Raw genomic sequence first — 14,902 nt, 5'->3', positions numbered from 1 at the left:
ACCGGACGCGGCCCCAAGGGGCCCGGGACAGAGCGGGCCGAGGGCGCACCCGACCCTGGGCATTCGGGAGGGCTTAGACCGAAAGGTCACGTCTCCATACGCCTACAACGGGGTCATGCCGCGCTACCTGATACGGGCGCGGCACCCCCGAAGGAGACACCTCGCCCCGGCATCACGCCGCGAGGGCGCCGGATCGAATCCGGCCCGGGGCACTTGGCTGGCCGCTACTCGCGGCGGCCACCAACACCGGTGCGGCGGCACTCCCGGACAAGGACATCCCGCCGCTTCCGGTCTTCCCCTGCATCGCGGGGCGGTCGCACTCCCGGACAAGGACAGCCGACCGCCCCGTGCCTTTCCCGACGCTTCCAGAAGAGGAGAGATCCACCATGCGCATGCGCACCTGGGTCGCTGGCCAAGAGGCCCTCACCGAGGCCGAGTTCGCGGAACTGGCGCTCGGCATCGACATCGAGCTGTTCCGCGGACCGCTGGAGCTGGAGACGGACTCCGAGCGCGCCGCCCGTGAGGATGCGGCGCGTGACATTCTCGCCGACCTGCGGAAGCAGGCCGAGGCCGGTGACGAGATCGCCGGTTGGGACGCCCTGTACGCCGACGCGCTGACCCACACGGTTCCGTTCCTGCGCGCCGCTCGCGGCCACCGGCCGGGAACGGGGGAGGCGGCATGAACGACTTCATCACCGCGCTCGCCGCAGCCGCGCCGCTCGCCTCGGGGTGGGCCTGGCACGGTGTGGCCCTGCGGCGCCAGCTGGCCGCCGCGCGCAGGGACCCGCTGTCGGGCCTGCCGACGCGAGCCGCGTTCGAGCGGCGGGCGGAACGCGCGCTGGCTCGCGGCCCGCACGTCGTGATCGTGATGGACCTGGACGGGTTCAAGCACCTCAACGACGTGTTCGGGCACGCGGCCGGTGACGAGGCGATCCGCGTCACGGCCGCGAGTCTGAACGACGCCCTCAGCGGCGAGCACGGCAGCGTGGCCGCCCGGCTCGGTGGTGACGAGTTCACCGCCGTCGTGCCGCTGCGGGACCGCGCGTCGCTGCCGTGGCTGCTGGGTGGCCTGCACGGCGAGGTGACCGCGCCGTTCCGTCACGCGGGGTGTGACCTCGCCGTGGGCGCTTCGATCGGCGCATGCGTGACCGCTGACCTTCCGGCGCCCTCGCTGTCGCTGGCGCTGCGGCGGGCGGATGAGGCCATGTACGAGGCCAAGCGCAGCGGTGGCGGATGGCGCATCGCCGACGGCCCCGCGCTGACCCACACCACCACGGCGGGCCGTCGCACCGGGCGCCCCGGAACGGCTGGAAGGGAGGCCGCGTGATGACCGCACGCAAGCCGTTGACCAAGACGCAGAAGACCGTGCTGACGGCTGCGTTCGTGCCCATGCTGCTGACCGGGGTGGCCGGCGGTATCGGCACGTTCAGCAACATCGGCCACGCCTACGGCAAGGGCACCGCACTGGGGGCGGTGGCGGCCGGTGAGGGCGCGACCGCCGTGCTCGGCCTGGTCCTGCTGGGCCTGACCATGCTGGGCCAGTCGTCCCCGTGGCCGGTCCGGATCGGGCTGTGGGCACTGCCTGCTGCCGCCTCGGTCATGGCCGCGATGGCGGGACCCGACGCCGGCCGTACCGTCATCTACGCCGTGACCCCCATGGGCATGTGCGTGTCCGCCGAGGGCATGGCGTTCCTCGCCCGGCGCATCGTCGTCCACACCGACGGCCGCGACGCCGAAGCCGAACGCAAAGCCGCCGCCGTCGTCCAGGCCCTCGCCTACCACCGCGCCCGCGCTGCCAACCACCCGGACACGCGGGTACGGAAGCGGTCGGACCGCAAGTCGTGGCGGCTGGCCCGCAGGGTGGGTGTCGGTGACGTGGCGCTCGGATCGAGGCTGTTGGACGTGCAGCAGGATCGGGTAACGGACGGTGCGAACGCCGCCTTGTCCGCCATGTTCGGCGGGATCGCGAATGCGGAGGAATCCGCCGAGATCGTGAGGAATCGGTCTACGGCTGACCTGCCGGAATCGACTCCGGCACCCTCCGTGGTTCTGACTCGACTGCCGATCCCCGATCCGGTGCCGGTCGACTTCGCCAAGTCGACTCTCCCGCTCAAGCCCGCCGCGAGCCTTGCCGCTCCCGTCGACGCGGTGAAGGTCGATCGGGCGCCGATCGAGTCGAGCAAGCCTCAGGCGGTGGCGGCCGACTCCCCCCGACCCCGCCGGGCGACCGGCCGGGTTCCCGAGGTGGCCCGGTCGCCCCGACCGAAGCGCACGGCGGCTCAGTTGCTCGATGAGGCGCGCGCCGCAACTGCGGATTGGCCGGACGCGCAGATCACTGCCGAGGGCATCCGCCGCACGGTGCGCACCTCGCCGGCGAACGCCCGGATGTTGCGGGACACGCTCCTTGCTGAGCGTGCCGACGGTGGCGCCGGAGCGGTGGCCGCGTGACGCGGCTGGCCCTCGCCGACTGCTTCGACCCGGACGGCGAGCGGTTCGGCATCCCCACCTATCCGTGGCGCTGCGCTCCCGAGGGCTTGGCTACCCGCCGCCAACTGCGCAGCCAGGGGCTACGGCCGGGCGGTCAGGACGTGGCGGCACAGATCCTCCGGCCGCGTCGCCAGCGCGAGCCGCTGACCGCCTACCTCTACCGGATCGACCAGGCGCTTCCCGTGCGGCCGATGACGCCGGGCAGGTGGCGTGCACACGCGGCGATGATGCGCGCCCGCCGCCGCTGCCCCGAGTGCGGCCAGGACGCCGGTTACGTCGTCCCCGCCTCGCTCGGCATGTGCGTGACCTGCGCCTACCCCGAACAGCGCGTCGCCTGAGCCTCGCCGCTCTCCCGGCGCGCTCCCCGTTGAACCCGGCGGGGCCCGACCGCTCACCTTCCACAGCGCCGGTCGGGCCCCGCCTTTCCTCCCATTGGAAGGGACTCTCAGTGAAGCACCCGGAAGACGACAACGAACTGTTCAACCGGCTGGAAGCCGAGATGGCCGCCGAGGGCCGGGCTGACGTGGTCGACCTGGACAAGGCCCGCGCCGCCCGTGAGTCGACCCCGACCGGCCCGGAGGCGGACGACCCGACCGCCCCCGTGATGGTCGACCAGCCGACCCAGACCGCGACCGGTCCCGGCTATCTGGGGCGGCTCGCCGCCGCCCGGCGCCGACCGGTCGTCCCGATCTGGCTGCGGTCGGTGGCTGAGCTGCGGACCGCGTCGGCGTGGGTGGCCCGCCACTACGCCCACACCATCGGCTACCACGCCCTGCGCGCCCCGGTGTATGCCGCCCGGCTCACCTTGCAGGCCCCGACCGGCGCGGCCCGGTTCGTCGGGGGCACGATGCGGTGGGTGGCCGACCGCGAGGGCGAACCGGTCCGCCTCGCCGCCGTGCGCCGCGAGGACGCGGCCGAATACCTCAAGCTCTCCCGGCAGCGCGACGGCCGGGTACGGCTGCGCACCCTCGTGACCGTGCTCGCGCTGTTCGTCGGCCTCGCCACGGCGCTCGCCATCTACGTACTCGCCCCCGCCTGGCTGCAGGCGGTCTCGGTGAGCGCGGTCGTGCTCGCCCTCGGGGTCGCCGGCCGCCGCGCGGATGACCCGGTCATCCACCGGGCCGTGGAACTGCCCAAGGCCACCAAGCTCACCTCCGACATCGTCCTGCGCGCGCTCGGTGCGCTCGGTATCTCCGCCATCAGCCAGGCTCAGGCCAAGGGCCGGGACGGGTTCGAGTTCACCGCCCCCATCACCCGGGACGGCCCCGGCTGGCGCGCCGAGGGCAACCTCCCGTTCGGCGTGACGGTGACGGACATCATCGAACGGCGCGAACGCCTCGCCTCGGGTCTGCGCCGCCCGCTGGGCTGCGTGTGGCCCGAAGCAGTGCCGGATGAGCACACCGGGCACCTGGTGCTCTGGGTGGGCGATCAGGACATGAACAAGGCCAAGAAGCCCGCATGGCCGCTGGCCAAGTCCGGGATGGTGGACCTGTTCAAGCCCGTCGCCTACGGCACCGACCAGCGCGGACGCTGGGTCGAGGTCACGCTGATGTACATCGCGGGCGTCATCGGCGCCATCCCGCGCATGGGCAAGACCTTCCTGCTGAGACTGCTGATGCTCATCGCCGCACTCGACCCGCGCGCTGAGCTGCACACCTACGACATGAAGGGCACCGGCGACCTGGACCCGGTCGGCAACGCCGTCTCCCACCGACACGCCGCCGGCGACGACGACGAGTCGATCGCCTACGCGCTCGCCGACTTCCGCGCCCTGCGCGAGGAACTGCGCCGCCGCACCAAAGTGATCCGCTCCCTTCCCCGGGACATCTGCCCCGAGTCCAAGGTGACCAGCGCCCTCGCCGACAAGCGCTCGCTCGGACTGCACCCGATCGTGGTCGGGGTCGACGAGTGCCAGGTGCTGTTCGAGCACCCCGACCACGGCAAGGAGTTCGAGGAGATCGCCACCGACCTGGTCAAGCGCGGACCGGCGACCGGCATCGTGGTCCTGCTGGCCACGCAGCGCCCGGACGCCAAGTCCCTGCCCACCGGCATCAGCGCGAACGCGTCGGCCCGGTGGTGCCTCAAGGTCATGGGCCAGACCGAAAACGACATGGTGCTGGGCACCTCGCAGTACAAGCGCGGGGTGCGCGCCACCATGTTCGCCTGGGGTGACAAGGGCATTCACTACTTCGTCGGCGAAGGCGCCGACGCCCGTATCGTCGCCTCGGTCTACGTCGACGCCCCCGGCGCCGAAGCCATCGCCGCGCGCGCCCGCACCGCGCGCGAGAAGGCAGGACTCCTGTCCGGCTACGCGCTCGGCGAGGCTCCCGAGGAGGTCACCGGCCCCGCGTATGACCTGCTGGCGGACATCCTCGCCGTGGTGCCCGCGGCCGAGGCCAAGGTGTGGTCCGAAACCGTTGTCGCCCGGCTCGCCGAGCTGCGCCCCGATGTCTACGGCGGGTGGGACCCCGACGCGTTGGCCGCGGCGCTCAAGCCGCACGGCGTGAGCACGGTGCAGGTGGGCCGCCGGGTGGACGGCAAGGTCGTCAACCGGCGCGGCATCACCCGCGCCCACATCACGACCGCGATCGCGGAGCGTGACGGAAACCGGGACGCGGGCTGACCCTTCGGGGCCGCTAACGATAGCGGCACGCCCCGCTAACGTTAGCGGCCCCGCTAGCGCCCCAAACCGCCACTGATCAGGCCGCTAGCGGATAGCGGCCCACCTGCGGAAACCCCTGGAAACCGCCCTGGAGGGCCCTCCATGACCCCCATCCTCCTCGCTATCGCCTGCCTGTTCGCCGTCACGCTCAGTTACGCCGGGCTGTGTGCCGCCTCGCCGTTCGGTACCTGCCGCAGGTGCCACGGCTGGGGCTTCGAGATGAAGACCGACCGCAAGGGCCGCATGAAGCGCGGCAAGGACTGCCGTCGCTGCAAGGCCACCGGCAAGCGCATACGCGTGGGCCGCTGGCTCTACAACCGCTGGGCCCGCATCTACCGCGCCGGCACCACCGACTGAACCCCGAAGGAGACACACGTGGTCCTCAGCATCTCCGCCGTGCTGCTGTTCGGCGCGGCCTCCGCCCTCGCCGTCAAGACCAGGTCCGCCGGCGGCGGCGCGGCCATCGTCCTGTTCCTGTTCGGCTTCTTCGCCGCCGGGACCGGCGCCTACGAGCCCATCCACAACCTCGTGCAGGCGACCGCTGACGCCGTCGCCGGCCTCGGGCACTGACAGGAGATCGCCATGCCCCGCATGCCCAAGCACGTGCTCAAGCTCCTGGCCATGGTGGCCGCCCACGACTCCGGCCAGGGCGTCACCTTCCGTGCCGCGCCGCGCGGTCGGTGGCGGCTGGCTCAGTACCCGCGCTACGCCGTGCAGGCGCGCACCTTCTACCCGCTCACCGCCCGCGGCTTGCTCGACGTGGGCGGTGACGACCCCCTCGCTGTCCCCGTCACGATCACCGACGCCGGACGCGCCTACCTCGCCGGAGGTGCGAAGTGAACGAACCGACCAGGTACCACCGCCCGGCCGTGCACGACCAAGGGGCCATGGTCCACCGCACCACCCCGATACCGCCCGCCATGCACGCGGCCCCGCTCGTTCCTATCCCGCCGAGCACGATCCCGGCCGTGGCGAGCGTCGTCCTGCCGGACGGCAGGGTCGTTACCGGCTACGCCATCGAGCCCGCCAAGCCCGACCCGGTGGCGGCCAAGCCGGTCGTCTCCCGCGCGGCCGTGAACGTCGCCCTCGGGGGCGTCGGGTTCCTCGCCGTCTGCGGCGGACTGCTGCTGCTCACGACGTTCATCGCCGCGCTGACCGCGCTGATCACCCAGCTCATCATCCTCGCCGCCGTCATCTTCGGCGGCTGGATCGCCGTGCAGATCTTCGGCGCGAGCGGCCACAAGGGCGGGACCACGGTCCACATCCGCAAAGCGACCTTCAAGCGCAACCACTTCCACGGCTGACCAGAAAGGAAGTCACCCCGTGTTCGAGATCCGCGTCATCTGCGAACCGGTCGACACCGACCGCATCACCACCGCGCTCAGCGCCGCGTTCGCTGTCGGCCAGGTGCGCGACTACCCCACCCGCGACACAAAGCGCCGGCGCCTGTACGTCACCGCCGACCACCGCCCCGAACCGGGACCGTGGCCCACGCCGGAGGAGGCGTACGCGCTCGCCCCGAGCATCGTCCGCGAGATCGGATGGACCGCGCAGACGGCCGCCGACAAGCCGTTCGGCCAGGACTTGGGCCGGGAGTACTGGCTGAGGAAAGCCGCGCTGCTGGACCGCATCGCCCTGCGCGACGAGGAAGACGGCTCCACCAGCGACGCCACCGCCGTGGCCACGGAAGCGGCCCGGCGGCTCATCGCCCACGACCAGGACGGAGAGGGCGACTACTACGGCGCCCCGTACTGGCCGGAGCACCCGGCCACCGCCGCCGACCCGCGCGGCTACGTCCGCCAGGAATACGCCTACTGGGCCAAGAACCACCAGTAGCTACGCCCGAGGGCGGCGGCACTCCCGGACAAGGACAGCCCGCCGCCCCCGGTCTCCCAATCCCGACGAAGCAGAACAGGAGACCTACAGGATGACACCTGACTGCAAGACCCGGCGCCCCGCTGGCGGGAGTCACCCGGATGGGGACGCCCTGCGAACCGCGCTGGACCTCGCGGCGGCGGGCGTGCCCGTGCTGCCTCTGCGCGAAGGCAAGGTGCCGTTCGGGAACTGCCGCGCGTGCGCGGGTGGTGCCTGTGGCGGGCGGCCGAACATGAAGAACGCCGGTCCGTGCCGGTGCCCCGCTCCCTGTCACGCGTGGGCCGCCGCCACGACTGACCCGCAGGTGATTACCTCGTCCGCGTGGGCGCCGGCGTGGTGTGAGGCTGTGTGCGTCGGCTACCACCCTGGCGGGGCCGGGCTGACTGTGGTGGACCTCGACAACGCGGCGGCCGTCGCGTGGGCCCGCGAGACGTTGCCCTCCACCCGGACTGTGCCGACCACTCGCGGTCAGCACTGGATCTACCGGGGTGCCATGGCCTCGCACAACGCCGTCCGGCCCGGTGTGGACGTCAAGTCGCTCATGTCCTACGCCCGGTGGCTGGGTCCCGGCAGCGGCACCATGACGGAGCTGCCGTCGGCCGTCCGCGCCCTCGCGGTGAAGGAAGAGACCACCCCCGCGCGGGGCGAGGTGGTCTCTTCTCTCCCCACCCCCGCCACCTGGGACCGGACGGTTGCCACCGGGTGCCGCCACACCGAGCGCTACGTACGCACGGGCCTGGAACGCGGCCTTGCCAAGGTGCGCTCCCGTATCGAATCGGGCGCCGGATCGCAGGCGTTCGGGGTGGCCCGGTTCCTCGCGGCTCAACACGCGAACTGCCCCGGTCCGTGCGGGCTGGAAGCCATCGGGGAAGAGATCGTGGCCGTCGCCGTCTCTGTCGGAGTCCCCGAGGCGTACGCGCGCCGCGCGGTCGCCAACGGCCTTGAGACGGCCGCGGAGCGAGCGGCATGAACAAGGCATCCCGTAATCCCGCGAACGGCCCGCAGGGCGCCGTACGGGCCGCGCCCCGAGTGGTCGTGGGCGAACCGAAGGGCGTCGCCCGTAAGGGCGTCCTTTCTGCTGTTCGTTCTGACCCGCAGCCGGTCACCGTCACCAGCATTCAGCCGGGCCTGCAAGTCCGGTTCAACGAACCGCCCGTTGCCGACTGGCTCTGCTGCTGTGGGCACCACGAACGGGCCCGTGGCCGCGCCGCCGTCATGAAGCTCACGGCCCGCGTCCGCGTCGGCATCTGCCCGCACACCACCACCGCCGAAGGGAGGGCAGCCGCATGACTCCACAGCCTGTGGACAGCCCCGACCTGTGGGCCGGACTGTCCACCCTCGAAGCACCGCCCGCCGAGGGCGAGACGGCGCCGGACGTGTGGGAAGACCCCATTCCCCTCACCGGTCGGCGCGAGCGTCCGCCGTTCCCGGTCCACGTCTTCCCCGCATGGCTGCACGACTTCGTGGCGGCCGTCGCCGAGGAGACGCAGACCCCGGTGGACCTCTCCGGATCGATCGCTCTCGCCGTGCTCGCCACGGCCGCGGGTGGTCGGTCCGTCGTACACGTGCGGGGCAACTGGCGTGAGCCCACCAACCTCTACACCGTGGTGGCGCTCCCGCCGGCCAACCGCAAGTCCGCCGTCTTCGCCCTGCTGACGGACCCGCTGTACGAGGCAGAAAAGCAGCTCAAGGCCGCGATGAAGCCGGTCATCGTCGAGGCGGAGCTGACCGCTCGCCTCGCCAAGGAAGCGGCCGACAAGGCCGCCGCCAAGGCCGCGTCCGCCGACGCGGACAAGCGTGACGAGATGGTGGCCACCGCCGTAGGTCTCGCGCAGACCGCCGACACGCTCACCGTCCCGGCCGAACCGGTCCTGTTGGCGGACGACTCCACCCCGGAGACGGTCACCTCGCTCATGTCTGAGCAAGGCGGTCGGCTGTCGGTGATGAGTGCGGAGGGCGGCATCTTCGACATCATCGCCGGCCGCTACTCCGGGGCCCCGAACATGGAAGTGTTCCTCAAGGGGCACGCCGGGGACCGGCTGAGGGTCAACCGGCAGACCCGCCGCGAGTACATCGACAACCCCGCCCTGACCATCGGCCTCGCCGTCCAGCCGGACGTGTTGCGGGACATCGGCAAGGTGAAGGGGTTCGACGGGCGCGGCCTGCTGGCCCGCTTCCTGTACTCCCTGCCCCCGTCCACGGTCGGTGAGCGGAAGGTCATCACCGACCCGGTCCCGGAGCAGACGGCCGCCACCTACACCGCCAACGTCATCAACCTCACCTTGGCGTTCGCGGAGTGGACCGACCCGGCCGTCATCCAGCTCAGCCCCGAGGCCGACGCGGCACTCATCGAGTACCAAGAGCACGTCGAACCGCAGCTCAAGGCGCGCGGCGGCAAGCTCGGCCACATCTCCAACTGGGCCGGAAAGCTCGCCGGAGCGACCGCCCGCATGGCCGCGCTGCTGCACCTCGCCGAGCACCTGGGCAACGGCTACGCCCACCCGGTCTCCGAGGCCACCATGCGCGCGGCCATTGAGCTGGGGGAGTACTACACCGCCCATGCCCTCGCCGTGTTCGACGTGATGGGCGCCGACCCGGTCCTGTCCCGCGCCCGCAGCGTTCTGGAAGCGCTCAGGGACAACGGATGGGACGACGTGAGCCGACGCGACCTGTTCACGGTCCTCTCGCGTGCCGAGGTCCCCACCATCGCGGACCTGGAACCGGCCCTCGCGCTGCTGGAGGACCACGGGTACCTGCGGACCTATCAGCCGGAGCGCACGGGCAAGCGTGGCAGGCCGCCGGCGCCCCGGTTGCAGGTCCACCCCGCCCTGCGGCACGGCGGCCGGTGAGGCGGGCCCCCTCTTGGCCCCGCCCGCACAAACCGCGAAATCGCAGAAAACCCCGGCGGGGCCGCTGACCAGTAGCGGGACCTCTCGGCACCGCCCGGCGAGGCCCCGCCGCACTATCCCGCGATATTCCGCACAAACCCCCGCCCGGAGCGGCAGGACCGGCCGCCGACGCGGCGCCACGGATTTTTGCGGAATATTGCGGGTTTCTGCGGACCCTGCCCCCGCGCCGCCCCCACACCGCATCGCCGCAGCTCAGCCGCCACCACCGGGCTTTCTGCGGATAACGCGGTTTGTGCGGCGGCACCTCCCGCGAACGCAGCACAAGAGGAGTGAGCCTTGAGCGAGCACAGCACCCTCGCGGCGCCCACCGACGACGACCCGACGCTGGTTCTCCTCACGGTCGAAGAGGCCGCCCGTCGACTCCGCATCGGGCGGACCACGTGCTACCAGCTCATCCGCTCCGGAGAGCTGGAGTCCATCCCCGTCGGCCGTCTCCGCCGCGTCCCCGCCGACGCGCCGGCCGCGTACGTCGCTCGCCGGCGCGCGGCACAGCGAGCCGCTTGATCACGCCCGGGGCGGTGGTACTCCCGGACAAGGACAGCCCGCCGCCCCGGCTCCATCCCGACAGCACGAAACAGGAGCCCGCCTGTGGCAGAAGAGAAGAAGCGCACCCGCCGCGCCAACGGCGAATCGGCGATCTACTTCGGCAAGGACGGCCGTTGGCACGCCCGTGTTCCGATGGGCTACAAGGACGACGGCACGCCGTACCGCCGTCACCTGACGCGACCCACGCGTAAGGACCTGGTCGAGGAAGTCCGGCGGTTGGAGAAGCAGCGCGACGAGGGTTCGGCGCGACAGCCCGGCAAGCCGTGGACGGTCGAGAAGTGGCTGTGGCACTGGGTCGAGAACATCGCCAAGCCGGTCGTGAGCGAGAACACGTACGCGGGCTACGAGGTGGCGGTGCGCGTCCACCTGGTCCCCGGCGTCGGCAAGCACCGCATCGACCGGTTGGAGCCCGAGCACCTGGAAAGCCTGTACCGCCGTATGCAGCGGAACGGGAGCAAGCCCGCCACGGCTCACCAGGCGCACCGCACCATCCGCACCGCCCTCGGTGAGGCGGTACGGCGCGGCCATGCGGCCAAGAACGCCGCCGCGCTCGCCAAGCCGCCCCGGGTCGAGGAAGAGGAAGCGGAGGTTGAGCCCTACTCCCTCGAAGAGGTTCAACGGCTGCTGATCGAGGTCAACAAGCGCCGGAACAGTGCCCGGTGGATGCTCGCGCTCGCGCTCGGTCTGCGGCAGGGCGAGACGCTCGGTCTCCGCTGGTCTGATGTCGACCTGGACAACGAGTACCTCAAGCTGCGCCGGAACAGGCTGCGGCCGAAGTACCGGCACGGGTGCCCGGAAGCGTCGCCCTGCGGGCGGGCAGCGGCCGGGTACTGCCCGAACCGCGTGCAGGTCCGGCGGGAGACGAAGAACACGAAGTCCCGGGCGGGCCGCCGTGCGGTGCCGCTCCCGGGCCCGCTGGTCGTCATGCTCCGGCAGCACGCCGAGGTGCAGGAGCGCGAGCGCAAGGCCGCCGGCAGTCTGTGGGTGGAGTCGGACTACGTGTTCACCAAGCCGCTCGGGGGGCCGCTGAGCCCGAACACGGACTACCACGACTGGAAGCGGCTCCTCGAAGACGCCGGCGTGCGGGACGCCCGCCTTCACGATGCCCGGCACACCGCCGCCACCGTGCTCATGCTGCTCGGGGTCCCGGACCGCGTGATTGATCAGATCATGGGGTGGGAGCCGGGAACCTCCGCGCGGATGCGGGCGCGGTACCTGCATGTGCCGGACGCCATGCTCAAGGACGTGGCCCAGAAGATCGCCGATGCCATCTGGGGACGCCCGGAAACGCCCCCTGTGGACAAAAACCAGGACAACGCGGCCTGACGGACAACAACGAGGGGCCCCACCGATCATCGGTGGGGCCCCTCGTTTCGCCTGTTCAGGCGGCTGCGGAGGATACGAGATTCGAACTCGTGAGGGGTTGCCCCCAACACGCTTTCCAAGCGTGCGCCCTAGGCCTCTAGGCGAATCCTCCGCCGGAAACATTACATGACCGAGAGGAGTGCTAGCGAACTCGTTCCCACCTGCCGCGATCGGGTAAGGTGTGCGGAGCCCCTCACGCGGCGCTATCTGACTGAACTCCCCCAGGGCCGGAAGGCAGCAAGGGTAGGTCGGCTCTGGCGGGTGCGTGGGGGGCGTCTGCGTTCCCGGGGGTTCCCGGGGGCCGGCTCCGGCGGAGGGGATGCGGGCGGGGCTGGATGTCGGTGGGCGCCTATAACCTCGTAGACGTGTCGTCTCTCGCGCTGTACCGCCGCTATCGCCCGGAGTCGTTCGCCGAGGTCATCGGGCAGGAGCATGTAACCGACCCGCTGCAGCAGGCGCTGCGGAACAACCGGGTCAATCACGCGTACCTGTTCAGCGGTCCGCGCGGCTGCGGCAAGACGACCTCTGCCCGGATCCTGGCGCGCTGCCTGAACTGCGAGCAGGGCCCGACGCCCACTCCTTGCGGCGAGTGCCGGTCCTGCCGGGACCTGGCCCGCAACGGACCGGGTTCCATCGACGTCATCGAGATCGACGCGGCGTCGCACGGCGGTGTGGACGACGCCCGTGAGCTGCGCGAGAAGGCTTTCTTCGGCCCCGCCGCCAGCCGCTACAAGATCTACATCATCGACGAGGCCCACATGGTCACGTCGGCCGGCTTCAACGCCCTTCTGAAGGTCGTCGAGGAGCCGCCGGAGCACCTCAAGTTCATCTTCGCGACCACCGAGCCCGAGAAGGTCATCGGGACGATCCGCTCGCGTACGCACCACTACCCGTTCCGGCTGGTCCCGCCCGGCACCCTGCGGGACTACCTGGGGGACGTGTGCGGGCGGGAGGACATCGCGGTCGAGGAAGGCGTGCTGCCCCTCGTCGTCCGGGCCGGCGCGGGATCGGTGCGTGACTCCATGTCCGTCATGGACCAGCTGCTCGCCGGGGCGGGGGAGGACGGTGTGACGTATGCCATGGCCACCTCCCTCCTCGGCTACACCGACGGCTCGCTGCTCGACTCCGTCGTCGAGGCCTTCGCGACCGGGGACGGCGCCGCCGCCTTCGAGGTCGTCGACCGCATCATCGAGGGCGGCAACGACCCGCGCCGCTTCGTCGCCGACCTGCTGGAGCGGCTGCGCGACCTGGTGATCCTCGCCGCGGTGCCGGACGCCGCGGAGAAGGGGCTCATCGACGCCCCCGCCGACGTCATAGAGCGGATGCAGGCCCAGGCGAGCACCTTCGGCCCCGCCGAGCTCAGCCGCGCCGCCGACCTCGTCAACGAGGGCCTGACCGAGATGCGCGGCGCCAACTCGCCCCGCCTCCAGCTCGAGCTGATCTGCGCCCGCGTCCTGCTGCCCGCCGCCTACGGCGACGAGCGCGCCGTGATGGCCCGCCTCGACCGCCTGGAGCGGGGCGTGAACTTCTCCGGGGGCGCCAGCGCGCCCGCGATGGGGTACGTGCCCGGACCCGAGACCCACGGGTCGGCCCTGCCGGCCCCCGGCCCCGCCGCCGAACCGGTCCCGCCGGGGGGCGGACCCGCCGCGGCCCGCGCGGCGGTACGGACCGCGGGGGCGCCCGGGGCCGGCATGACGACGCCCGCCGGCCCCGCCGGCACTGCCGGCCCTGCTGGACCCGCCGCCACAACGCCCACGCGGGCCGGCGAACCGCCGGCGGTCACGGCGTCATCCGGTCCACCCACCGGATCCACGGGGCCCACCGCACCTATCGGGTCCACCGAGCCCACTACACGTACCGGATCCACTGGGCCCACCCCGGCGACCGGATCCACCGGGCCCACCGCACCCGCCGCCCCTTCCGCACCGGCGGTCCCGTCCGCGTCTCCGTCCTCCTCCGGGCCCGCGCCCTCCGCCCCTGGTGCCTGGCCCACCGCCGCCCCCTCCGCGCCCGCGTCCTCCTCGGCCCCTCCGTCCTCCTCCGCCCCCGGTGCCTGGCCCGCCGCCGCGCCGGCCGGTGGCGGTCGGCGTCCCGGTGGCTGGCCGACGGCGGCCCCCGCGGGCACCGCCCGGTCCGCTCCCGCCGCTCCCGCCGCGCCCGCGGCACCCGCTGCCCAGGCGGCAGCGCCCGCGTCCGCCCCGCCCACGGGCGGCGGCGGCCTGGACCCCCGCATGCTGTGGCCGAACATCCTGGAGGCGGTCAAGAACCGCCGCCGCTTCACCTGGATCCTGCTCAGCCAGAACGCCCAGGTGGCCGGCTTCGACGGCACGACCCTCCAGCTCGGCTTCGTCAACGCGGGCGCCCGTGACAACTTCGCGAGCAGCGGCAGCGAGGACGTGCTGCGCCAGTGCCTGGCCGAGCAGTTCAACGTCCAGTGGAAGATCGAGGCCCTCGTCGACCCGTCCGGCGGCTCCGTCCCCGCACCGTCCGCCCCCTCCGACGGCGGCTACGGCTACGGCGGTGGCGCCCCGGGCGGACAGGGTGGTCACGCCGGTCCGGGCGGGTACGGCGGTCAAGGCGGGTACGGCGGTCAAGGCGGGTATGGCGGACAGGGCGGTCACGGAGGTACGCCCGCGCAGCGTCCGGCGTCCTCGCCGCCCGGGTCACCCGGACCACCAGGACCACCCGGCTCGTCCCCCGCGCCCGTGTCCCCCTCCCCGGCATCGGCCGCGGCCGCCCGGGCGCACCGGCCCGCGGCTCCGGAATCCCCGCCGGTCTCCATCGAGGACGACATCCCCGAGGACGACGACCCCGACCTCAACGAGTCGGCGCTCTCCGGCCACGAGCTGATCGTGCGGGAGCTGGGGGCGACGGTGATCGAGGAGTTCACGAACGAGTGAGCGCTCGCACGGGGGACGAGTGAGCGCTCCGCACGGGACGAGCCGGCGTTCCGCAGGGAAACCGGTGTCCCGACGGCGCCCTCCGTCCGGGCCCCGCTTGGAGGAACCTACAGCCGACCCGCCCCCCGGCTCTCGGCGGGAACGCCAGCTAGGCTGAC

16 protein-coding genes, 1 tRNA gene and 1 other RNA gene are annotated in these 14,902 nt (G+C 72.2%); 17 read left to right on the top strand and 1 reads right to left on the bottom strand.

Annotated features, from left to right (window positions below; all coding sequences use genetic code 11):
* The first annotated feature begins 392 nt into the window (after positions 1-392).
* From ACJ9NR_RS19040 to ACJ9NR_RS18970, 15 genes are all read left to right on the top strand, one after another.
* The gene (locus ACJ9NR_RS19040) at positions 393-683 is read left to right on the top strand and encodes a hypothetical protein (RefSeq protein WP_412488872.1); all 291 of its coding nucleotides are present in this window, start codon (positions 393-395) and stop codon (positions 681-683) included.
* Positions 680-1,327 (top strand): GGDEF domain-containing protein, encoded by a 648-nt coding sequence (locus ACJ9NR_RS19035; protein WP_412488764.1) that lies wholly within the window; start codon positions 680-682, stop codon positions 1,325-1,327. The genes ACJ9NR_RS19040 and ACJ9NR_RS19035 overlap by 4 nt, the downstream gene beginning before the upstream one ends.
* Positions 1,327-2,448, top strand: coding sequence for a conjugal transfer protein (locus ACJ9NR_RS19030; RefSeq protein ID WP_412488763.1), 1,122 nt, complete (start codon positions 1,327-1,329; stop codon positions 2,446-2,448). The genes ACJ9NR_RS19035 and ACJ9NR_RS19030 overlap by 1 nt, the downstream gene beginning before the upstream one ends.
* Positions 2,445-2,825 carry an RRQRL motif-containing zinc-binding protein gene (locus ACJ9NR_RS19025; protein ID WP_412488762.1) on the top strand — a complete coding sequence of 127 codons (381 nt, stop codon included), beginning with the start codon at positions 2,445-2,447 and terminating at the stop codon, positions 2,823-2,825. Before ACJ9NR_RS19030 ends, ACJ9NR_RS19025 begins: the two co-directional genes overlap by 4 nt.
* A gap of 110 nt (positions 2,826-2,935) precedes the next feature.
* Positions 2,936-5,110, top strand: coding sequence for a cell division protein FtsK (locus ACJ9NR_RS19020; protein ID WP_412488761.1), 2,175 nt, complete (start codon positions 2,936-2,938; stop codon positions 5,108-5,110).
* A gap of 141 nt (positions 5,111-5,251) precedes the next feature.
* Positions 5,252-5,506 carry a hypothetical protein gene (locus tag ACJ9NR_RS19015; protein WP_412488760.1) on the top strand — a complete coding sequence of 85 codons (255 nt, stop codon included), beginning with the start codon at positions 5,252-5,254 and terminating at the stop codon, positions 5,504-5,506.
* A gap of 18 nt (positions 5,507-5,524) precedes the next feature.
* On the top strand, positions 5,525-5,719 hold the full coding sequence (locus ACJ9NR_RS19010; protein WP_412488759.1) for a hypothetical protein: 195 nt from the start codon (positions 5,525-5,527) through the stop codon (positions 5,717-5,719).
* A 12-nt stretch (positions 5,720-5,731) separates the two neighbouring features.
* The gene (locus ACJ9NR_RS19005) at positions 5,732-5,989 is read left to right on the top strand and encodes a hypothetical protein (RefSeq protein WP_412488758.1); all 258 of its coding nucleotides are present in this window, start codon (positions 5,732-5,734) and stop codon (positions 5,987-5,989) included.
* 47 nt (positions 5,990-6,036) lie between these two features.
* Entirely contained in the window at positions 6,037-6,453 is a 417-nt protein-coding gene (locus tag ACJ9NR_RS19000; protein ID WP_412488871.1) for a hypothetical protein, read from the top strand.
* 19 nt (positions 6,454-6,472) lie between these two features.
* Complete coding sequence (locus ACJ9NR_RS18995; protein ID WP_412488757.1) at positions 6,473-6,985, top strand: hypothetical protein; 513 nt, start codon at positions 6,473-6,475, stop codon at positions 6,983-6,985.
* 91 nt (positions 6,986-7,076) lie between these two features.
* Complete coding sequence (locus ACJ9NR_RS18990; RefSeq protein ID WP_412488756.1) at positions 7,077-7,994, top strand: bifunctional DNA primase/polymerase; 918 nt, start codon at positions 7,077-7,079, stop codon at positions 7,992-7,994.
* Complete coding sequence (locus ACJ9NR_RS18985; RefSeq protein ID WP_412488755.1) at positions 7,991-8,314, top strand: hypothetical protein; 324 nt, start codon at positions 7,991-7,993, stop codon at positions 8,312-8,314. The genes ACJ9NR_RS18990 and ACJ9NR_RS18985 overlap by 4 nt, the downstream gene beginning before the upstream one ends.
* Positions 8,315-8,325: 11 nt before the next feature.
* The gene (locus ACJ9NR_RS18980) at positions 8,326-9,873 is read left to right on the top strand and encodes a YfjI family protein (RefSeq protein WP_412488870.1); all 1,548 of its coding nucleotides are present in this window, start codon (positions 8,326-8,328) and stop codon (positions 9,871-9,873) included.
* Positions 9,874-10,209: 336 nt separating this feature from the next.
* A complete protein-coding gene (locus tag ACJ9NR_RS18975; RefSeq protein ID WP_365739016.1) occupies positions 10,210-10,437 on the top strand; it encodes an excisionase family DNA-binding protein in 228 nt (75 codons plus the stop codon).
* Positions 10,438-10,521: 84 nt separating this feature from the next.
* Positions 10,522-11,805, top strand: coding sequence for a tyrosine-type recombinase/integrase (locus tag ACJ9NR_RS18970; protein WP_412488754.1), 1,284 nt, complete (start codon positions 10,522-10,524; stop codon positions 11,803-11,805).
* Positions 11,806-11,871: 66 nt separating this feature from the next.
* Here the strand turns inward: ACJ9NR_RS18970 and ACJ9NR_RS18965 are convergent.
* Positions 11,872-11,956, bottom strand: a tRNA-Ser gene (locus tag ACJ9NR_RS18965).
* A 73-nt stretch (positions 11,957-12,029) separates the two neighbouring features.
* Between ACJ9NR_RS18965 and ffs the strand changes: the two genes are divergently transcribed.
* Positions 12,030-12,124: signal recognition particle sRNA small type (gene ffs, locus ACJ9NR_RS18960), an RNA gene on the top strand.
* A gap of 85 nt (positions 12,125-12,209) precedes the next feature.
* Positions 12,210-14,744 (top strand): DNA polymerase III subunit gamma and tau, encoded by a 2,535-nt coding sequence (locus ACJ9NR_RS18955; RefSeq protein ID WP_412488753.1) that lies wholly within the window; start codon positions 12,210-12,212, stop codon positions 14,742-14,744.
* The last annotated feature ends 158 nt before the right edge of the window (positions 14,745-14,902 follow it).

This window comes from Streptomyces sediminimaris (genome assembly GCF_047049295.1).
GTDB lineage: Bacteria > Actinomycetota > Actinomycetes > Streptomycetales > Streptomycetaceae > Streptomyces > Streptomyces sediminimaris.
Note: the sequence above shows the minus strand (reverse complement) of the source record. Positions and strands in the feature narration are given on the sequence as shown.